This is a genomic window from Aquimarina intermedia (assembly GCF_008124785.1).
Lineage (GTDB): Bacteria > Bacteroidota > Bacteroidia > Flavobacteriales > Flavobacteriaceae > Aquimarina > Aquimarina intermedia.
Genome location: NZ_VNHU01000002.1, coordinates 174,942 through 197,149, shown reverse-complemented (window position 1 = coordinate 197,149; position 22,208 = coordinate 174,942). Strand labels below are relative to the sequence as shown.

The window sequence follows — 22,208 nt, the reverse complement described above, 5'->3', positions numbered from 1 at the left end:
ATATTACTAATTTAAAGATGATCAGTCCTCAAAAAATCTAAAGTAATAAAAAAATTACATTTTGTTTACTGATTTAAAAGATAGCTTACCATTTATGCAGTATACCGGCGTACTTACCAAAATGAAAACCGAAATCGGAGATCCTATTCAGTACTTTTTAGTGTTTGAGAATGATTTTATACACATAAACCAACTTTTGGATAAAAAAATTACTATTCAGTTTGACCATTATCAATGTCTCGCCTGTGGTAAGGATAAAAAAATTTTTAGACAAGGGTACTGTTACGATGATTTTTATAATCAGCCGCAGGTAGGAGACTGGGTCATGCGACCTGAACTTAGCACGGCACACCTGGATGTTGAGGATCGCGATCTGGACTATGAGAAAAGAGTACAGTTACAACCGCATATTGTATACTTGGCCAATTCTAGTAATATAAAAGTAGGAGTTACCCGCAAAACTCAGGTGCCTACAAGGTGGATCGATCAGGGGGCGCATGAAGCGATAGAAGTGGTCGAAGTTCCTAATCGCTATTTAGCCGGAATTGCTGAAGTAGCTTTAAAAGATCATGTAGGTGATAAAACCAATTGGCGTACCATGCTTAAAAATGAGGTGGTAGATGAGGACTTAAATGCTGTCAAACATAAATTAAAAGAATTCTTACCCGAAGAAGCACAACCGTATTTTATAGATAATAATACCGAGACTGAACTTCACTTTCCAGTGTTAGCGTATCCTAAAAAAGTAAAGAGTCTTACCTTAGAAAAAACACCTGAGTATACAGGTGTCTTAAAAGGGATCAAAGGGCAATATCTTATTTTTGAAGATAATACTGTTTTTAATGTTCGTAACCATGAGGGGTATGTGGTGAATTTTGGGATTGAATAGTGTTACACGTTGTTTGATAGTTTTTCGATTTCCTTTTCACCAAATTTTTCACACAAGGCTAAGGTATCGGTTATGTCTTTGAGCTGTGTACGCGGATTAATCAAACACATACGTAAAACAACCTGACCGAGTAACACCGTCGTGACCAATAAGGCTTCTCCGGAATCTACTACTTGTCGAGATATATTTTGATTGATGTGATCTAATTCTTTTTCGGTTAGATTGTGTCCCAGAGGATGGTATCTAAAGTTTATGATACCTAAGGTTGCGGGAGAAACAACTTCCCAAAAAGCACTTTTACGCAGAATTTTTTCTACTGAGTTGGCAAGATCAATATTGTAGGTGATTGCGGTTTTAAATGCTTCTAAACCAAATGTTTTTAAACTCATATAGAATTTAAGCGCTCTAAAGCGTCGGGTCAATTGAATACCATGATCATAAAAATTAATTTCGGATTCGTTACCCTCTATATCTCGTAAATACTCCGGTTTTTCACTAAAGGTACCACTCAACCAATTGTGATTTTTAACTAATAAACAACCCATTTCATAAGGCTGAAAAAACCATTTATGAGGATCTACGGTAAGGGAATCAGCACGTTCAATACCTTTAAGTGTTTGTTTTCCTGAAGCTGATAAAATCGCAGCACCGCCATACGCACCATCTACATGCATCCAGAGCGATTCTTCTTCACAAATTGTAGCGATAGCATCCAATGGATCTACCGTTCCCGTATTCGTGGTTCCTGCTGATGCGATGATACAGAAGGGTTGCAGTCCTTCAAGGCGATCTTTTGCAATCGCATTTTTAAGTTTATTGAGCGATATTTTAAATTCAAGATCTGTAGGAATGATTCGGATTTGCTCTTTTTTAAAACCAATAACTTTTATAGCTTTTATATTAGAAGAGTGCGCTTGATCCGATAAATAAATCACCGCTTTAGAAAAATCCTCCTTACATTTTATACGTCTTGCAGTTACCAGAGCAGTAAGATTTGCCATCGAGCCACCACTTGTAAAAATGCCACCACCTTGCTTGGTCGGAAAACCAAAAATCTCTAATAACCAGTTCATGGTTACAATTTCTAATTCGGCTGCCGCGGGTGATGCTGCCCAACCTCCTGAGAAAATATTAAAACCTGTGGCAATGGTATCGGCCATGACACTTACATAATTACTTGGTCCCGGAACAAAAGAATAGGATTTTGGGTGCGATACAATATTACTATTAGGTATGATATCTCGCATCACAAAATCAAGCACATCATCGGGTTGCGAAGGGAAGAGTGGAATATCCTCTGTTAGCAAATCATCCATTTCTGCTCTTGAGGCTTGCGTAACGGGCTTTTTGTCGTTTTGCGTATCAAAATGTGCTACTATATGGTCAATTACTTTATACCCATAGGCGCGCATATCTTCTTTTGATAGTTCTAAGGTAGTGTTGAGGTTTTTAGGATCTTTTTGCATGACGCTTGATTTAGCGATGCAAAATTACTACAATGTGATAGATTGTACTTGGATAAATACACAGAATTTCGGTATAAAATGATTTTAATGTGGTTAGAAATTAAAAAAGAGAGGTGTTAGCCTCTCTCTAATCGTCATGTAGGATCTAAAAACTAGAAGTTACCCTTAACTCCCATCCTCATTTTTTTGATCACTTCTTCAAAATATAATATGGTCCAAACGATTTGATCAGTATCAGCGTATGGAATTAGTTCTTCGACCGTTTCATGGGTTTTCTCTATGTTTTCTTGTTGCGAGTCCTTTGCCTTCTTTAAAATTTTAAGATGATGGGAATCTTCTTTAATTCCCACATCTGATAAACGCACTCCGGGTTCATAGGATAGAGAAAGTAAAGGTAGTACGGTTAATATTTCCGTAACGCGATCGGCATATAGTTCGATCAACTCTCCTTTTTTTAATTCTTCTAAATCGTCAATGGTATGAAATTGATCAATGTGTGCTTTTTGAGTAAAGAAAACAGCATCATTATTTTGTTGCGCAAAAATTGCTGTTACAAAATGAAACAAAATAAAGGATAGGCATAAATGACGCATGGTAGGTGTAAAATTTATATGGTTATGCAAATTAAATGTATTGATTAGGGGCAAAAAAAGTAGAAAATATACGTATTACTGCATAACCATATAGTTGTTTAATGATTTTTTGAGGTGAAATTTAGGTATCACTTTATTATCCGGATCTTGAAAAAGCTCATTGGCCGCGATAAATTCTTTGGTAAACTTATTGTACTTGAGAATATTTACAACATTCTCGCTGATTTTTCGAGAGGCTCTAACACCATCTCCATGGATATTAAAAAAGCTGTTGTCCATCATAAAGGATTTTTCAATCATAGCTAAAGCTGTGTAAGAGCGATCAAAACGAACGACATCAGAAAACCCTGAAATCTTTGAATTATGAATATAGACCCTTGCTGTATTACGCGCTGATATGGCTGAAGTTGTGTGCTTATAATTTGATTTGTCAGACAAGTTGACTAATGTAGCATTTGTGATTGTAACGTCAGTGATATCCTCTGCATTCACATAACCCAGTTCTTTGTGATATCCGTTAATTTCAAGTGCATAGGAACCAATGGCACAGGTGATAAAAGGATGACGTATCGCTATAAGTTGATTTAAGGTTCCTTTAAAACCTTCCGAAATTTCAAAATCATCATCTTTAGCTTTGTAAGAAATTAAATTTTGAGTTTTCAATGTTCCGCCGTTAAAACTATAGGAATCTTGTCCTGAGTGACTGATCATGATGTTGTTTATGATCGATTTTTTACCGACTGCATATAAGGAAAGCCCGTTGGCACCTTCGGTTCTTTTGGTTTTATTGCCGGCAAACTCAATACGCACATACTTCATAATTGAAGTTTGCTCATCGTAAGCTTTTCCACCATACATTGAGAATTGAGGATTGTAGTTACCTTTGATGATACCATTACCTGAAACCGTATTTACTTTTCCGGAGCCAATAATTACGATACCACCCCAATCTCCTCTTGTGCGTGATTTAGCAGCTTTATCAGAGGTGAATACTATAGGATTTACCTTTGAGCCTTCTGCAATTAATTTTGAACCTTTTGATATAATTAAATTTCCAATATTTTTATGATCACATCGTATGATGGTTCCTTCCTGTATCGTAAGCGTTGCTCCATTACTTACATATACATCACCTGATAATTTATATACGATATCACTTCTTAAAAAGGTGTTTTCAACGATGATGTTCGGGATGCGCTCCTCTGCATCGGGATAATTTGTAGCGTTGGGTTCAAAATTCGTCCAGCCACGAGCCCATTTATCATCATTAATGTTGAAATCTTGAGCATAAGATAATGATGATTGAATTAAAAACAGAACGATAATAAAACGAAAACGTTTCATAATATGTATTTTGGGGTTTACATATAAAAAAGAACTTTTCTTTTTTGGGTCTACTAAATTACAAAGCTTTTTTCAGAAAAACTTACGTGTTTACCGTAAAATTTGTACGTTTATCGATGTTTTGTGTGTTTCAAAGATAAATTAACATTACTTTTCTTACATTTTAAGGAGGTCTAGTTGGTTGGCAAACAACAAATTATGTTGATTTTTATACTTGTAATAATCTGTAGCTATGTGTAGTTTATTTTGTATCAGATTGTTGTGAAGCTCATACTAAGTGGATAACTATAGAAAAAGCATCTCGTCATTTTGCGAAGAGATGCTTTCTGAAAAATAAATGGTAATAACTTTGACTTACTTACTTACTAGTAAGTGATGCATGGTATTAGAATAAATGAGATCTCTTTTTTGCCATGAACATTGGGATGACTGTTAATTTTTTACCGTATCCTTCTTTTTCTTTTTGCCAAAAAAACCTCCCAAAATATCTTTAGCTGCTTCCTTCACCTTATCTTCGACTTTAACCGGTGTGCTTGTGGTAGAATCCTTTTTTGTGGATGCGCCTCCTAAAACATCAGAAAGTACACCTTTTCCTTTATTAACAAGTTTGTCTTTTGCTTTGTCCTTTTGCGTTGCTACAATTTGCTGTGTTAATTGTTTTACTGCAGCTTTTGTGTTAAGATTGATAACGGGATCTGAAAAATTTCCACTAATTCCTATCGGTAAGGCTACCGTCATTTTTGATAAATCTTCTTCACTTAATTGACTGATGGTGCTACCAAGATCATCTCCTAAATATTTGGCAGGCAAGTCTAAGGCAACTGTATAATTCATCTCGTTAGTAAAGCTATGATTTCCTTGTGCGGTTATTTTTATACCCTTAACCTCAAAATTAAAAGGCTTGACATTGATTTTCCCATCATCAAAGTTGAGTGCGGTTTTAATATCTTTTAAATCTAAATTATCTAGGTCAATAAAACTCAATGCTCCGTCAAGTTTTGACAATAACTTGGTCTCACTGCTATTGACCTTTGCATTGAGAATCTCTGCTAAAGCGTTTCCTTTTAAAGTGTTTAATTGCGGACTAAGATCCGAGGTTAGATTTCCTTTAAGTTCTAAATCCGTTGAGAGCATACCGGTAAGTGCTTTTGCTATGGGCGCCAGGCTTCTTAGAAGTTCCATTCCTTCAAATGATTTTGCAATGTCTATATTATCCAGGTTTAGCTTCATGCCAAATGTTGGAGTTTGGGATTTAGTAGAAACGTTTCCGTCTAATGAAATAACACCATCAAAAAGGCTTGAGGTTACGTTTTCAAGAGAAGCAGTTTCTTCCTTAATTTTAACAACGCCCTTAGCGTTTTTGAGATTGAGATTGTCATATACAACCGTATTTGCTGTAAAAGCTAAGGTTGCATCCAAAAATGAAGGGATCTTAAAGTCCGAAGATGAAGGAGAAGAAGAGGAACTCTCTTTTTCAGCCGCTTTTTTTGTTGTTGAAGAGGCAGCTTCTTCCTGACTCATGAAATCGCTAACATAAAAAGTATTCGACTGGACGTTGAAATTTCCTTTTAACTTTTGTTCTGTGAATATAAAACCAAGTAAATTATTAATGGTACCTGTGGCTTTGATATCAGATTTTCCTGAGGCGATATCCATCTTATCCAATGTAATGGTTCCAGGCTTAAAGTTTACCAAAGCTTCGTTTACCTTTATTGCATCAGGTAACTCAGGTGTTGTATATTCAAAATTTGAAAGTGTAGCTTTTCCGCTAGTTTTAATTTTTTCATAATTTTCTTTTTCCAGCGATTCCATATCAAAAGCTGTAATTATATTCGCTTTTACAACTCCTCGAAGCTTTTCTTCTAATTGAATAGGATAGGCCTGCTCCAAATTGGCAAGATTCAACGTGCCATTAACAGCCATATCAACCAGCATATTTTTTGTAATGTTTTTAAAATTACCTTTTGCTGAAAATACATCCTGATCAATGGTAAATACTAATTGATCCAGGTTGATATAGGTGTCATCTACCTTGCCCGTAGTGTTCATCAAACTTGTTTTAAGATTAATGTTACGAACGCTTTTAGGTAAATCCGGATACTTAAAAGAAGCATTAGTAGAGGTTATTTTAATATCCATGGTTGGAATAGTGGTTTCATCTACCGTTCCTTTCACTTTACCATCTACCATAAAATCACCGGTTGTTGTAATTCCGTCCAGATTTTTAGAATAGGTCTGTGGAATTACCGCTAAAAAATTTTTAAAATCCGAACTTGGTGTTTTAAATTGTATATCAACTTCGGTATCCTTGTCATGAACTTCTACATACCCATCAAAAGTGAGGGGTAATTGATTGATATAACCGGTATTTTCTTTAAAGGTATACCGTTGTTTTTCTAAATCAATACCTACCACTGCCTCAAGTGCCAAGTTGTTATTAGATAAGTACTCCACACCGTTAATTGCCATAGCTATTTTTGAATAAGCTTCCAAGGTCACTTCTGATTGTTGTTCTGATATGTCGCCACTACCGGTAAGTTGTAAACTATCAAGTGTAAAAAGGGTTTTTGCTACTTGATCATCATACACAAACCTACTTGAGTTTATCTCAAGATTTTGCAAATCGAAAATAAAGGGTTTTCCCTGAGTATCTTGGGGTGTTTGTGAAGCCACAATACTATCTTTTTTGGCAATGTCATAATTAAACCTTCCCAACGAATCGATTTTGATATTGATGAAGGCTTTGTCTATTTTAATTTGATTAATAGCAATAGGTTCTGAAGCATCTTTGAATAATTCTTTTACAGACATTTCTAAACTTAGCTGATCAGTAAATACTAAGGTGTCACCTGCAAAAGGTGCAGCTGTAATTATTGAGAGTTCGTTAACAATGACTGATGCCTGTGGGAAACTACGAAATAGGCTGAGACTAATATCGCTAAAATCGACAGTGGCATTGACTTCTCTATTTATCGCATAGCGAACTTTATCTTTGATAGTATTTTTAAATAAGAAAGGAATCGAAATTAAAGCAATGATGATCACAACAATGACAATTCCGATTATTTTAAGGGCTTTTTTCATTTTTATAGTACAATTAGTAATCCTGTTAGTTAGCAATAAGCTTGAAGGGTCTTTTTAATTTAATACCATATTTGAATATGGCTGTTAAAGATATACAATAGCAAAATAACGATTTATTAAAAACTTACGTATTTTAAATTGGTTAACTATTTGTTAGAATTCGAATGTAGGAGTAATTCTTCACCTTCAGAAAGGCCAAATCGTTTTCTTAGAAGGTAAACACCAAGATACAGTAAGGGAGTATCTAGTATAGCAATTAATACTTTGAATAAAAATCCTCCCAAAAGTAGCGTTCCGAACAAGTCCCATTCAATTTTGCCAAAACTGCAAAGCAACAATAACACTGTAGCCGTATCTACAAATTGTGACAAAAAGGTAGAAAAATTATTTCGCAACCATAGATGTTTTCCTTTGGTAAGACGTTTCCAAAAATGAAAAATCTGGATATCAATGTACTGAGCCAGAAGATACGCCATCATGGATGCAAAAACAGCTATGGCTGTCGCGCCAAAAACTTGATCGAATAACTTATTCCCAATTGGAGACCATGAAGTCGCCGGAACTTCCCCGGCTACATAAACGATCAATAATGAAAAAAAAGAAGCAAATATGCCTGCGGTAACCACTTGGTTGGCTTTCTTTTTGCCATAAATTTCACTTATCAAATCGGTTATTAAAAAAGTTATAGGATAAGGAAGTATGCCCACAGAAATCTCAAAAGTGTACAGGCCAAAAAAATCCCAATAGAAGAATTTTTGAAAAATTAAATTAGAAACTACCAGAGAGGCAATAAATAGCGCGCTGAAGATAAGGTAGATGCGGTAGGCATCAAATGCTTTTTTTTGTGATAATACGGACAGTTCCAATAATACTCGTTTAAAATTAAGACAAATATAATGAGATGCTTTATAGTTTTTATTCAAAACAATAATCATCTTGAAATCGTTTTATAAATAAATCTTATATATACTGAAAAATGATCGACAACGGATGTACATTCAGTCGTGGAAATGATAAAGGTTTCATTACTTTTGCATTCTTAAATTATTTCGAACATTCATTTTGAGTAAACCAAACACAATTTATATCTCCCTCGGGAGCAATAAGGGCGATAGGCTAAGTTTTTTACAAAAAGCGGTAGATGAAATATTTACTCGTGTGGGCGCTGTCATTACTATATCGGGAGTATACCAGACACCTGCCTTAGGTTTTAAGAGCGATGACTTTTACAATAGCTGTATCGAAGTGACTACGTATTTGACTACTCAAGAAACGCTGGACAAACTTTTAAGTATTGAGAAACAATTAGGACGTCATCGTAGTGTGGGAGGAGATTACGAGGCAAGAACTATCGATTTAGATATTATTTTGTCGACCGAAGGGAATGTAGCTACAAACGATTTGATTGTACCACACCCCAGAATGCAGGATCGCAAATTTGTGTTGGTACCTTTAAATGAAATTGCCTCATCCGCTTTACACCCAATTTTTAACAAAGAAATAGGTGAACTCTTAAAAAGCACTTCGGACACATCCATCATTAAAAAGGTAGAGGATACGCTGCTTGCACCCAAATCTAAATTTGCACTATCTTCTTTTCAATATCTTACTATTGAAGGAAATATTGGTGCAGGTAAAACGAGCTTGTCGAATCAGATTGCCGAAGAGTTTAATGCCAAACTCGTACTTGAGCGCTTTGCAGATAATCCATTTTTGCCAAAGTTTTATGAGGATATGGAGCGCTATGCATTTCCGTTAGAAATGTCCTTCTTAGCAGATCGATACCAACGACTTCAGGATGATATTGGGCAATTAGATTTGTTTAAAGATTTTGTGGTGAGTGATTATGATATTTACAAATCCTTGATTTTTGCCAAAGTAACGCTGCAACCAGAAGAGTATGGTCTGTATAAAAAGGTGTTTGATATTATGTATTCAAACCTCCCTAAACCCGGCTTATACGTTTACTTATATCAAAACACTGAGCGATTACTTGAGAACATCAAGAAAAGAGGGCGTGTTTACGAAAAAGACATCGCTCCGGAGTACCTTGAAAAGATAAACAAAGGTTATTTTGAATTCATAAAATCTCAAAAAGATCGCAATGTAAAAATTATCGATATCTCTGATCGTGATTTTGTGAGCAACCGATCCGATTATATTTGGATTCTAGAGAAAATATTAGCCTAAACTGATTTTTTGGATTGTATTTCTTTAGCGACTTGTTGTACTTCGTCCAGCACTCTTAACAAATTGCCACTCCATAACTTTTCAATTTGCGCTTCGGTATAGCCTCTTTTGACAAGTTCGAGTGTAACATTAAACGTTTCTGATGCGTCGCTCCAACCCTCAATACCACCGCCACCATCAAAATCTGAGCTGATACCTACATGATCAATCCCCATTTTCTCAATCAGGTAGTCAATGTGATTTACATAATCGACAACATCCACTTTGGGAGGAAGATTTTTCATAGAATTCATCTTTTTCAGATGTATAGGGCGTAGTTTTTCTATGAATTTCAGGTAAGCATCTTTTTCTTCCTGTTTTAGGGCTGCTACCTCTTTACGCTCTAACCAAGTACCGCCCATCGAATCAGCGATTTCTTTTGCAATTTCTTTTTCTTTGGCTATTCGCAGATCAGATTTTTCAGTATTCAAATAGGTGCGAAATGCTACGGTTTGAACCACGCCACCATTTTCTTTCATCCATTGCAATTGCTCATCATCAAGATTTCGACTATGATCACAAAGTGCTCTAGCCGAGGAGTGTGAGGCGATGATTGGAGCTTTGGTGAGTTCAATCATTTGTCTCATAGCCTCTTTGGATGGATGAGAGATATCAATCATCATTCCGACACGATTCATCTCGACAATAACTTCTTTACCTAGTTCACTCAAACCATTGTGCAACCAGATGCTATCATTCTCACCGGTGTTCGAATCTGATAACTGACTGTGTCCTTGATGCGATAATGACATATAGCGCCCGCCTAAGTCATAAAACCGTTGTACATTTTCGATCTCGGTACCCACGGGATATCCATTTTCGATTCCTATCATAGCGACTTTTTTGCCTTTGCTATGAATCTCACGAACCTGAGCAGAGGTTACGGCTAACTCAATTTCATTAGGAGCAATATCTTCCACTAGTCTATGGATAGCTTCAAATTTTGAAATTGCATTTTTATACGCTTTCTCATAGCCTTGGGTAGTCAAGCTGTCTTGTCCAGTATACACGATAAACCATGCCACGTCTAATCCTCCGGATTTCATTTTGGGCAAGGTAACCTGAGTATCCAGATTTTGAGTATAGTTTTTTAGCGTTGTAAAATTATCCACATTGATGTCACAGTGTGTATCCAATGTGATTACTTTTTCATGAATAGCTTTTGCTTTTGAGTACAAGGGATCTTTCTGTTCTCCTGTGTTGTTTTTCTCTTGTTTACACGAAAGAAAGAACAGGATAATTGTAGCAAAAAGCACAAGATTTTTCATAAATAGAGATGTTAAGTGGTTGTTACAACGCTTTAAACTTACAAAACAAATCCCATAAAACAACTCCGGCACTTACTGAAATATTTAAGGAATGCTTACTGCCATATTGCGGAATTTCGATGACTGCGTCACTCTGGTTAACTACGGTTTGTTGTACCCCCTTAACTTCGTTACCAAAAACAACGGCATATTTCTGATTGACTTCTGGAGCAAAATCATTCAACATAATCGCTTGTTCTGCCTGTTCTATTGCGAGGATTTTGATGTTGTCTTCTTTCAATGCTTCTACCAAGGCTACGGTATCCTCTTTATATTCCCAGGAAACGGTGTCAGTAGCACCAAGTGCGGTTTTCTGAATGTCTTTATGCGGCGGAGTAGCTGTAATGCCACACAGATATATTTTTTCAATGATAAAAGCGTCACCTGTTCTAAAAACAGATCCAATATTGTTTAGACTTCGAATGTTATCCAAAATAACAATAATAGGTGTTTTGGATGCGGATTTAAATTCTTCGACAGTCTTGCGATCTAACTCGCTATTTTTTAATTTTCTTTTTGCATGCATGCTACAAAAATAAGGGAAGCAATTTAAAATACGGGTATAGAAATGTCGGAATAGGAAAATGGATTTCTCACGTTCCAAGCCCTTTGGTAAACTGCTTTTATTGTGAATAAAAAAAGTATAACTCAGCAAGAGTGAATTTTTTAAAAGAATACGGAATACTTACTTTAGCAGGATTCAAATAAAGATACAACTTTTGGCAGCAAGTAAGAATAAAAAAGTGACACCTTTAATGAAGCAGTACAATGCCATTAAGGCTAAGTATCCTGATGCATTATTGCTTTTTAGAGTGGGAGATTTCTACGAGACATTTGGCGAGGACGCTATACGCTCTGCAAGAATCCTCAATATAGTATTAACAAAAAGAGGAAATGGAAGTGAGACCGAAACTGCCTTGGCAGGGTTTCCACATCACTCGCTTAATACCTATTTACCCAAATTAGTTAAGGCGGGAGAGCGTGTTGCTATTTGTGATCAATTAGAAGATCCTAAACAAACTAAAACGATTGTTAAGCGAGGCGTTACGGAATTGGTAACGCCTGGTGTAGCTTTAAATGATGAGGTTTTAAACAGTAAAACCAACAATTTTTTGTGTGCTGTGCATTATGGTAAAAAATCGTTGGGTATTGCGTTCTTGGATGTCTCTACGGGAGAATTTCTAACTGCTCAGGGGGATGTAGCGTATATTGATAAGTTGATACAGAACTTTAATCCTAGCGAAGTGTTAGTTTCTAAAGCTAATAAGAAAAACTTTGTGGAGGATTTTGGAGAAGATCATCACGTATTCTTTTTAGAAGACTGGGTGTTTAAGACAGATTATACCTATGAAACTTTAAATGCACATTTTAAAACCACTTCGTTAAAAGGATTTGGAGTGGATCATTTAACCGAAGGTAGCATAGCGTCCGGCGTAATTTTACATTATTTAGGCGAAACGCAGCATCACAATATTCAGCATATTACCTCACTACAGCGTATTGCCGAAGAGCGTTATATCTGGATGGATCGCTTTACGATTCGTAACCTGGAATTATATCATTCGACAGCGGTGAATGCAGTTACCTTACTGGATGTAATTGATAAAACTATTTCTCCTATGGGAGGTCGTGTTTTAAAACGTTGGTTAGCACTTCCATTAAAGGATAGTGATGCAATATACCGAAGACAGGAGGTGGTAGCATACCTAAAATCAACAGCCGATGAAAAACAAAAATTAACTGTACAACTCAAGCGTATTGGTGATATCGAACGATTGATATCAAAGGTCGCCACCGGTAAAGTATGTCCGAGAGAGGTGGTACAGCTCAAAAACTCTCTGGAAGCCATCGCACCGATTAAAATACTGGCAACAAAGAGTAAAAATGAGTCACTCAAAAAAATGGGAGAACAGTTGCATGACTGTGAACTCTTACGAACAAAAATAAAAAGTACCCTAAACGAAGAAGCACCTGTAAATATTTTAAAAGGAAATACCATTGCTAATGGGGTGGTAGGTGAATTAGATGAATTGAGAGCCATTGCATTCTCCGGTAAAGATTATTTGGATAAGATGCTAGCCCGTGAAACGGAAGCTACGGGGATAAGCTCTCTTAAAATAGCATCTAATAATGTGTTTGGATATTATATTGAAGTACGTAATACACACCGTGATAAAGTTCCGGATACCTGGATTCGCAAACAGACCCTGGTGAATGCAGAGCGATATATTACTGAGGAGTTGAAAGAATATGAAGAAAAAATTTTAGGTGCAGAAGAAAAAATTCTCATACTTGAGCAGCAACTGTTTAGTGAATTGGTACTTTGGTTGGCAGATTATATACAGCCGATACAGCGTAATGCTGCGTTGATTGGAGAATTGGATTGTTTGGCATCTTTTGCACAGTTAGCTGAAGAAAACGACTATTGCCGACCTGTTTTGGATGATTCTTATGCTTTGGATATCAAAAACGGTCGTCACCCTGTGATAGAAAAACAATTACCGGTTGGAGAACCCTATATTGCTAATGACGTTCAGCTTGATAATCAAAATCAGCAAATGATTATGATTACAGGACCGAATATGAGTGGTAAGTCTGCAATTTTGCGACAAACAGCACTTATAGTATTGCTCGCACAAATGGGAAGCTTTGTGCCGGCAGAAGCCGCGCATCTTGGCGTAGTTGATAAGATATTTACAAGAGTAGGGGCGAGTGATAACATCTCGATGGGCGAGTCAACGTTTATGGTTGAAATGAATGAAACCGCCAGTATTTTGAATAACATCTCTGATCGCAGTTTAGTGTTACTTGATGAAATCGGACGAGGAACAAGTACCTATGACGGAATTTCTATTGCTTGGGCAATTAGTGAATTTCTACACGAGCATCCTGCACGACCCAAAACCCTGTTTGCGACACATTATCATGAGCTCAATGAGATGAGCGAAACCTTTGGGCGAATAAAAAATTATAATGTCTCTGTAAAAGAGCTGAAAGATACTGTGTTGTTTTTGCGAAAGTTGGTTCCCGGCGGCAGTGAGCACAGTTTTGGTATCCATGTAGCAAAGATGGCCGGTATGCCACAACAAGTATTACATCGAGCTAATAAAATGTTGAAAAAACTAGAAAAATCACATAGTAGTGAGGAGCTAACCGGTAAGATCAAAAATTTACAGGAAGAAGAAAAAGTACAGTTAAGTTTTTTCAATCTGGACGACCCGTTATTAGAACAAATCAAAGAAGAAATCCTGCATATTGACATTGATACCTTAACTCCCGTAGAAGCTTTGATGAAATTAAATGAAATTAAACGTATGTTAACCAGTAAGAAAGCTTCACAGGTGTAATTTTTTTTATTCTTTTTCATCAAAAAGCTTTGTCGTTTATAGAAATGTTTTAAATTTGCATCCGCAATCAGGTATTGCAACGTTCTTAAATAAACTGCGAAAGTAGCTCAGGGGTAGAGCATCACCTTGCCAAGGTGAGGGTCGCGGGTTCAAATCCCGTCTTTCGCTCTGAGAAAATATACCATGCTGAAGTGGTGGAATTGGTAGACACGTTGGACTTAAAATCCAATGGGCTGTAAGGCCCGTGCGGGTTCAAGTCCCGCCTTCAGTACTTAACCCTCTTGATCATTGATCAGGAGGGTTTTTTGTTTTATAAGTATCGATTGACTTATAATTTTTCTAATAAAAAACAGCTTCGTTGGCTTTCTAATGCCACCAGTGCCATTCGAAGCAAGTTTAAGAGTGTATTTGTGAATGATCGTAGTGTTCAACTTGTCAAGCTATCTTTACTTAGCAATTCTCTAGATCTATTTTTCTAAATAGCCAATGGTGATAAAGTATTTGATACGGTATTAATTTTGAAGTGACTGAAATTTTAGTGTTTGCATATTAATTCTTTATTTTAGAGGAGAATTCGTGATCACCGACGAGTGGAGTGAAACGCAAGGAGAGGATGATCTACGTTCTTGTTAGTTAGGTTATTCTATGGAGTAACTTTATTCTGAATTGCTTTAGCTCCTGTTGTTATTGTTTTAGGAGTCGCTGAATCTCCCAAAAGAGGTCGATGTCAGTTCTTTATTTTAGAGGAGAATTCGTGATCACCGACGAGTGCAGTGGAACGCAAGGAGAGGATGATCTACGTTCTTGTTAGTTTGATTATTCTATGGAGTAAATTTCGTGAATTGCTTTAGCTCCTGTTGTTATTGTTTTAGGAGTCGCTGAATCTCCCAAAAGGTCGATGTCAGTTCTTTATTTTAGAGGAGAATTCACAGGCAGACACGGGAGGTGATACGCATAATTTGAGTTGTGAATTGCTTTCAGTTCTTTATTTTAGAGGAGAATTTGTGATCACCTACGAGTGGCATGAAACGCAATGAGAGGATGATCTACGTTCTTGTTAGTTAGGTAATTCTATTGAGTAAATTTTGTGAATTGCTTTAGCTCCTGTTATTATTGTTTTAGGAGTCGCTGAATCTCCCAAAAGGTCGATTTCAGTTCTTTATTTTAGAGGAGAATTCACAGGATCGAATTAATTATTTTTGGTGACCAATTAGTTGTGAATTGCTTTCAGTTCTTTATTTTAGAGGAGAATTCACAGGAGATGAAGAAATACATGAAAATGATTTCTGGTTGTGAATTGCTTTCAGTTCTTTATTTTAGAGGAGAATTCACAGGGATAGCATTGGCAATGGGCGCAGAAGGAATGTTGTGAATTGCTTTAGCTCCTGTTATTATTGTTTTAGGAGTCGCTGAATCTCCCAAAAGGTCGATTTCAGTTCTTTATTTTAGAGGAGAATTCACAGGAAAGACATCGAAGAGGAAGCTGCGGAAAGTGTTGTGAATTGCTTTCAGTTCTTTATTTTAGAGGAGAATTCACAGGACGTGAGGTTGATTTTTGTATAATCTCTGAGTTGTGAATTGCTTTCAGTTCTTTATTTTAGAGGAGAATTCACAGGTATTTATCGTCATCTTTTTTACCTACCCTAGTTGTGAATTGCTTTCAGTTCTTTATTTTAGAGGAGAATTCACAGGCTAATATTCCGACAGAAGCAGGATTTATTAGTTGTGAATTGCTTTCAGTTCTTTATTTTAGAGGAGAATTCACAGGTATTGTCTCTTAATGCTTTGATCTTGCTTAGTTGTGAATTGCTTTCAGTTCTTTATTTTAGAGGAGAATTCACAGGTATTACACTCATCATTAAAATAGTAATGGAGTTGTGAATTGCTTTCAGTTCTTTATTTTAGAGGAGAATTCACAGGATTATATTGGGGTTTATATGCAAGGGGGGGGTTGTGAATTGCTTTCAGTTCTTTATTTTAGAGGAGAATTCACAGGCTAAAGGGATTAGGATATACAGCTTGGCTTGTTGTGAATTGCTTTCAGTTCTTTATTTTAGAGGAGAATTCACAGGTTCTTTGATCAATATTAACCGACATATTCCGTTGTGAATTGCTTTCAGTTCTTTATTTTAGAGGAGAATTCACAGGAAAAGGGAATTAGTAGTTACAACTGATGAAGTTGTGAATTGCTTTCAGTTCTTTATTTTAGAGGAGAATTCACAGGAACAGAAACGCTTCTTATAATTCTTTACAGTTGTGAATTGCTTTCAGTTCTTTATTTTAGAGGAGAATTCACAGGCACAAAAGAAGAAGCAGTAAAGCACGCTAGGTTGTGAATTGCTTTCAGTTCTTTATTTTAGAGGAGAATTCACAGGCCCGTACAGATGTATTTGAACTTGATCAAAGTTGTGAATTGCTTTCAGTTCTTTATTTTAGAGGAGAATTCACAGGATACCTGTTGTAAGATACTGGTATTCTGTTATTTAAATCTATATGTAGAATAAAAAAATAAGCGCTTTTTCTAGAAGAGTTCCAGCTGTTGGGAGGGTTTTTCAGGGGCTACTTCCTGTTGTCCATGATACAGTTCAATCTGTCCAAATTGTTTATCAGTGATTTGTAGAATACAGACTTTTCCCTTTTTAGGCAAGATGTTTTTGGTTCGTTTTATATGCACTACTGCATTTTCTCGACTGGCACAAAATCTCAAATAAATACTATACTGAAACATAGCAAAGCCATCATTCAGTAATCTTTTACGAAATCCAGAAGCTACTTTGCGTTCAGTCCGAGTTTCTGTCGGGAGGTCAAAAAATACAAGTACCCACATACTACGGTATTGATTAAGGCGTGAAAAATGATTATTCTCCATACTGCGGATATAAAATTTTGCGACTGCTCCCCTCAAAACATTCAAAAAGTGAGTGTGTAGTACGACTCATCGCGATCATTAGCGGACTTTGTTTGCCATCGATCATTACATCCATTGCCGGTATTTTTAGAAGAATACTTTTTAATTCACTGGTTAGTTTTTCAAAATTTTCTTTGTTTTTTGTAATGTCAAAAACTAGTGTGTCCACAAAGGGTCGATACGGCTCCATAATATCGTCGGCCAGACAATAGGCATTGTACTTATTATGATGAAAGATCCCAACGCTAGGTAACATACCACTACTGATTAAGGCTCTTGCCGTAACCGTACGTAAAATTGCATATCCATAATTAAGTAAATTATTGGGGGCGATTCCTTTTTGATTGCGACTAAATCCCGGGATATCGAATATTTTTTGAAAATAATACGCTGCGGCAATAGCTTCGTGAAATTCACTATCTCCACTTTTTACCTGTTTTGCCCAGCGTTTTAGCTTTTAGGCATTTCTCCCTCGTTCCAATAAATGCCGTGCCTGATTTTCAATTTTGACTTGAACCGTTTGTTGCCATAGATTCTTTTTAAGCGGGAGACTGGCACTCAATTGATAGCGTATACGCTCGCTTTGTTCACTATGACCCACTAGAGGTTGTAAAAAAGAGCAAGGCATATGCTGTTGGTCACAAGTAATAACAGCCGTTTTATTTTGTATAAGTTTCATCAATAAGCCGTTGGTGATGGTGATTTGTGGATGCTCAAGAACAATATACCCTATGTCCTCAATAGCTACTTTTGCTTTTTGTTTTTCTTCTTCAGGAAACTGTACCAACAATTGATCATTCTTTGTGCTTAGATAAGCTGGATTAGCAAAAAAAAGGGTGCGTTTGATCATTTTATAGGTATGATTCTTAATATTCTCCAATATGCACTATATCTCCAAGGTGATTTAGTCGAACTTTTATTATTCCTTCTAAATACTTTTCACTTTGATAGAATTTATAGGTTAATTCTGAAAGTTCTTTTTTATTTTTAAAGGTATCAGATCCTGCGGCTTTAGTTTCTAAGTGATGATTGAAAACATAGTTTTTAGAGGATATTTTTTGAACTCTAAATAGATTTTCGCTTATAATTTTCTTATTATTTGTATCAAACAAATCAACCTCTGAAGGCTCAAAATCTAGTGAAGGGAAAACAAATATCTCATTTTGCTTTAGTGTGAAGAGAAATTTCCATCCTTTTTCATGATTCTTTTTAATTATCGATTGCTCTAAATTCTTTCTGATGACCGCTTCATAGAACGAGACCACTTCCTCTTGTAAATTTCCATTTCTATCTCTATAAACAGCTACATGATGATTATTTCCAGTGCTTACATAATCTATGGGTATAGGTTTGCCAGAGGGATCTATAATTTGTTTTCCATTATGATCTTTGGCAGTATGAAGTGGTTCTGCATTGCTAACACCAGTAATGGTTACATTTTTAATAGTAATTCCCTTTTCTTTGTTTAACCAAATAGGATTATTATCTAGATCAGCAAATGCCACTTTTGGTTTGCCATTATATTGTTTCAGTCTTGTTTCCAAGATACGCTTAACACCTAAATCAACAACTTTATCCAATTTTATATCCGGTGTTATGTTTTTTCTGATAGTGAATCTCGGTACCAAAGATTGCGTTTTAACTTTATCGGGGACATTTTGATTTATTGATATAAAAACGGGGTTTCTAGTTATTGAATTTTTACCTGTAAAAGCTTTTTTAGGATCATTTTCATTGTCGTTTAAGCGCTTTAAAAGAGCATCTCTGTATTTAGCTTTGGTAACTGTCATTATTTTTTCCTCATCAAAGGACGCACTAATCTTTTCTTCTTTGACAAGGTAAACAAGGGACTGCCCATAAATAGTTTCTTTATGTAATTGGCCTCTGGGAGTCAGTTCTATTTTAGTCTTATAATTATTTTTACCACTAATTTTTATCTTGTTTTTATTGGAGGTTACTACCTTGTTTTTAGCTTTATGAGATATTAAAATTTTATCCATGTGTTCTTTTGCATCCTCTCTGATAGTGTCGTAAGGTTTTTTGAACTTGCGTCCGCCTATTGCGTCTCGATATGTATATTTTTTCTCTATCCCAATTACTTCTCCCGATTTACCGCTTTTGGCATGCATGGTATTCAGGTATTGTATAAAAGCAGGACGTGTAAATGCCACAGCGATAGCATCCATTGCATGATGCCTATGATCATTCCGTTTACTCCAATCTTTTATTCTTGGTAATGCTTTACCATCTTTATTATAATCATAATATGTATAGCCTAGAACCTCATATTTTTTCCAATTTAGTTCTTGAAGTACATTAATTAACTCCCAATCGCTTCTTAACTTACTTGTAATATTACCAGAAGTTGACACTATTTTTTGTCTCACTAAGGGTTGTAGTATTTGAATTGCTTTACGAGCTATATAAGCTGTATTTCCTAAGTCACGGTTAAGAAAGTTTTCTGGTATGTTCTTGAAAGACATTAAGAGTTTACTTCTTTTCCCATATCTTAATTCTCCTTTTCCGTCGCTATAACATTCTTCCAATCGATTTTTGAAATCGTTTAAACATCCTTTTCTCTCGCAAAAATCAAATGCTGTCTCTTTTCCTTTTTCAAGATTTACACTTCGCAGCTCTATAGTTTTATTAGAAAAAGAGTCATCAAATAATATGGATTGTGGAATGATATGCTCTACATCAAACTTATTTGTGAAGAGTTCTTCCGGCTTAACATATGTTCCAGAATAAAGAGTTTTAAAACCGGTTGCTTTGAGTTCGAGATATAATTTATACTTTATTAAATCCTTTCTACTTACATAAGAAAGTCCAAACTCTTTTTGAATTCTTTCTCGATATTTTTTATGTTGATCTGTAGCTTTTACTATAGCAGCGGTCATTTCTTTTCGTTGTTTGGCTGTTTTTTTTAGCTCTCTTGCCATCTCAATCCGTATTTCATCAGGTTTTCCTAATTCAGGATTTTCTATGATTGCATTTATCACATTGATCATTTGGTTCAAGATTTTCTCTACTACGGGATTACGTAAAGAATTCTTCTTCAGAACTTCCAATTTATCAAGTAACTGACGATCTTTGTTTTCCTCTGCTGTCATATAATTAGAATGCTTATATCCAGCAAGTTCAGAAGCTTCATTATAAATCTTTCCTTCTTCTAGATAAGGCATTAATTTACGAAGTGCACGAACACTCAAGCTACCATAATCTTGTGTAAAGGCCACGCCGCATAAGAGGTTTGCATGTTCTTCTTTAAAATTGAAATGTTCTTGCAATCTTTTTATTAGACTTTCAATACCTGTAGAGGATGAATCATCCTCATAAGAATACAATAAGTGCCAAAGCTTATAGGAAGGTTGTTGTACGAACTCGTCTCCTTTTAAACTATAGTCAATTGAGAGGATTTTGCTATTAATGCCAATTGTTTCAAAACAGTATTTTAATTGCTCCATATTTTGTGAAATGGATATTTTGGAGTCTAAGGCTTCATATCCCTCAATTTGTAAGATTTGATTGTAAATTGCAAGCAGCGTGGCATTGGTTTTATTACCCTCAATTTTTTCAAGATTCACTTTCCAATTCTTGCCCTTTATGTCTGAATGTTTTTTCAGAAAATTAAGTAATTGTGCTTTACTAAAATAAAATAACCAATTAAGTTCTTCAAAGAGGAGTTGTCTTAGTTCGTCATCTAGATATTTTATCTCTTTAGTAATTTCGTTTGTTAGGACTATATTGTTTATACTTTGCCATACTTTTGCTTGTTGAAAAACAGGTGAAGATTTTGGAGCTACCTTTGGACCAATTAACTTCCTTTTTTTGATTCCGTTTTCAAGAATTTCGAGTTCTCTACTTTCTAATTCACATATATTTATAAGACCTTTTTGAGATTTAAGTCTACGCTGATAAAAAATAGTAATATCCCGTAATTCTTTACGAACCTGTTCTGTAAGTTCTTTGTAATGTTTTGATTGCTCTTGCCAAATTGCATCAAATTCATCCATATAATCTTGACGATAAAAGACTTGGTTTTTTAGAGAGGCATTGGGGTCTTTTTGAAGTTGCTTGTAAAGGTTTTGACCGACAGTTTCATCGTTGAAATAGAGTTCTTTGCTTCGATCACTGATAGCTCCCAAATACCCGCTAGAGCTGTTAATTTCACCTTTAATCTCGGTCAGGACAAAAGCAATTTTTGATAGCTCAAGTTCTTTATGTACAGCATCATTTCGCCACCGGTAGAACTGTAACTTTTTTTCATTCCGTTTACCCTTACATTCTGCTCGAGGAGTACCTATGGATTTTTCAAAATATTGACCAGTTTTAGTTTTGTTAAGTGTTTCAATCGCTTCGTAATGGTCATCCGTGAATATCTCAGGATGAAATGTTTTTTGTAATTGCCAAATTTTATCAAATTCTGTTTGTAAATCAGAACGATAATAATCAGGTATGTTTTTCTTTCCCTCTAGAAGTAACTTATAGGAAAGCTCTCCAGGAGTTAAATGCTCCTTGTGCAAGCGTTTTGCAATAGCCATGCCATCAATAAGTTGACCTTCTTCTTGATTATTGGCCTTTCTGCTACTTTTATAGCCTCTTTTTTTATTGAGCATTAAAAAAACTCTTGTCAGATCTTCCTTTTCTAGCTTCTCACCGGTAGCTTTAGCTCTCAAGGCGTAGGTACTATGAGTTTGCTTTCCTTCTTCAGAGAAAGTTGAGCTATCATTTATAAAATTTATTTTTTTAAAGAGGTTGATAACCGCCTCGCGGCGCATTTTATAACGATGCAAGTTTCGTCTTGCACCTCTTTTAAGGGTTCGATCTGCATTTATGGTAATACTCTGTCCTTTTTCAAAGCTAGTTTGTTCATCTGTATTAAGAGGTACAACCCTAACCCCTGTCTGGATAATCTTAGATTCTTCTTGATTGTTTTCTGCTTCCTGAACAAATGCCCAGCCAATGGATGTTGTCCCCAGGTCTAATCCTAGAATTCTTCTCATGAAAAGTAAATTTTCCCTAATTTAAGAATTTATTTTTT

The 22,208-nt window shown here is 35.8% G+C and carries 12 protein-coding genes, 2 tRNA genes, 1 pseudogene and 1 CRISPR repeat array; of the genes and pseudogenes, 5 read left to right on the top strand and 10 right to left on the bottom strand.

The window, feature by feature from the left end; genetic code table 11:
• Positions 1 to 94 precede the first annotated feature (94 nt).
• Entirely contained in the window at positions 95 to 889 is a 795-nt protein-coding gene (locus tag BD809_RS03585; RefSeq protein WP_148781925.1) for a DUF2797 domain-containing protein, read from the top strand.
• Between the two features lie 2 nt (positions 890 to 891).
• On the opposite strand, the gene BD809_RS03580 is transcribed toward BD809_RS03585, so the two are convergent.
• From BD809_RS03580 to BD809_RS03560, 5 genes are all read right to left on the bottom strand, one after another.
• The gene (locus tag BD809_RS03580; RefSeq protein ID WP_148781580.1) at positions 892 to 2,355 is read right to left on the bottom strand and encodes a pyridoxal phosphate-dependent decarboxylase family protein; all 1,464 of its coding nucleotides are present in this window, start codon (positions 2,353 to 2,355) and stop codon (positions 892 to 894) included.
• 152 nt (positions 2,356 to 2,507) lie between these two features.
• Positions 2,508 to 2,978 (bottom strand): hypothetical protein, encoded by a 471-nt coding sequence (locus BD809_RS03575; protein WP_170251741.1) that lies wholly within the window; start codon positions 2,976 to 2,978, stop codon positions 2,508 to 2,510.
• Positions 2,979 to 3,023: 45 nt separating this feature from the next.
• Entirely contained in the window at positions 3,024 to 4,292 is a 1,269-nt protein-coding gene (locus tag BD809_RS03570) for a hypothetical protein (protein ID WP_148781578.1), read from the bottom strand.
• Positions 4,293 to 4,724: 432 nt separating this feature from the next.
• Complete coding sequence (locus BD809_RS03565; RefSeq protein ID WP_148781577.1) at positions 4,725 to 7,376, bottom strand: AsmA family protein; 2,652 nt, start codon at positions 7,374 to 7,376, stop codon at positions 4,725 to 4,727.
• Between the two features lie 146 nt (positions 7,377 to 7,522).
• On the bottom strand, positions 7,523 to 8,311 hold the full coding sequence (locus BD809_RS03560; protein ID WP_148781576.1) for a queuosine precursor transporter: 789 nt from the start codon (positions 8,309 to 8,311) through the stop codon (positions 7,523 to 7,525).
• 127 nt (positions 8,312 to 8,438) lie between these two features.
• On the opposite strand from BD809_RS03560, the gene folK reads away from it, so the two are divergent.
• Positions 8,439 to 9,566 (top strand): 2-amino-4-hydroxy-6-hydroxymethyldihydropteridine diphosphokinase, encoded by a 1,128-nt coding sequence (gene folK / locus BD809_RS03555; protein ID WP_148781575.1) that lies wholly within the window; start codon positions 8,439 to 8,441, stop codon positions 9,564 to 9,566.
• On the opposite strand, the gene BD809_RS03550 is transcribed toward folK, so the two are convergent.
• Both BD809_RS03550 and BD809_RS03545 read right to left on the bottom strand, forming a co-directional pair.
• Positions 9,563 to 10,873, bottom strand: a complete 1,311-nt coding sequence (locus BD809_RS03550) for a dipeptidase (RefSeq protein ID WP_148781574.1) — start codon at positions 10,871 to 10,873, stop codon at positions 9,563 to 9,565. The genes folK and BD809_RS03550 overlap by 4 nt on opposite strands.
• Positions 10,874 to 10,895: 22 nt before the next feature.
• A complete protein-coding gene (locus BD809_RS03545) occupies positions 10,896 to 11,438 on the bottom strand; it encodes an RNA methyltransferase (protein WP_148781573.1) in 543 nt (180 codons plus the stop codon).
• 229 nt (positions 11,439 to 11,667) lie between these two features.
• On the opposite strand from BD809_RS03545, the gene mutS reads away from it, so the two are divergent.
• The 3 genes from mutS to BD809_RS03530 all read left to right on the top strand — a co-directional run bounded on the left by mutS (position 11,668) and on the right by BD809_RS03530 (position 14,530).
• On the top strand, positions 11,668 to 14,259 hold the full coding sequence (gene mutS, locus BD809_RS03540) for a DNA mismatch repair protein MutS (RefSeq protein WP_148781924.1): 2,592 nt from the start codon (positions 11,668 to 11,670) through the stop codon (positions 14,257 to 14,259).
• A 96-nt stretch (positions 14,260 to 14,355) separates the two neighbouring features.
• Positions 14,356 to 14,427, top strand: a tRNA-Gly gene (locus BD809_RS03535).
• A 17-nt stretch (positions 14,428 to 14,444) separates the two neighbouring features.
• A tRNA-Leu gene (locus tag BD809_RS03530) sits at positions 14,445 to 14,530 on the top strand.
• Between the two features lie 1,222 nt (positions 14,531 to 15,752).
• A CRISPR array of direct repeats spans positions 15,753 to 16,710; the repeat unit is 46 nt; unit sequence GTTGTGAATTGCTTTCAGTTCTTTATTTTAGAGGAGAATTCACAGG.
• 70 nt (positions 16,711 to 16,780) lie between these two features.
• On the opposite strand, the gene cas2 is transcribed toward BD809_RS03530, so the two are convergent.
• The 3 genes and pseudogenes from cas2 to cas9 all read right to left on the bottom strand — a co-directional run bounded on the left by cas2 (position 16,781) and on the right by cas9 (position 22,170).
• Positions 16,781 to 17,128: a CRISPR-associated endonuclease Cas2 gene (gene cas2 / locus BD809_RS03525; protein WP_148781572.1), complete on the bottom strand. Its 348-nt coding sequence runs from the start codon at positions 17,126 to 17,128 to the stop codon at positions 16,781 to 16,783.
• Positions 17,118 to 18,017: pseudogene (gene cas1 / locus BD809_RS16020) on the bottom strand (type II CRISPR-associated endonuclease Cas1). Before cas1 ends, cas2 begins: the two are co-directional and overlap by 11 nt.
• A 16-nt stretch (positions 18,018 to 18,033) precedes the next feature.
• Positions 18,034 to 22,170 carry a type II CRISPR RNA-guided endonuclease Cas9 gene (gene cas9, locus BD809_RS03515; RefSeq protein ID WP_148781571.1) on the bottom strand — a complete coding sequence of 1,379 codons (4,137 nt, stop codon included), beginning with the start codon at positions 22,168 to 22,170 and terminating at the stop codon, positions 18,034 to 18,036.
• Positions 22,171 to 22,208 lie beyond the last annotated feature (38 nt).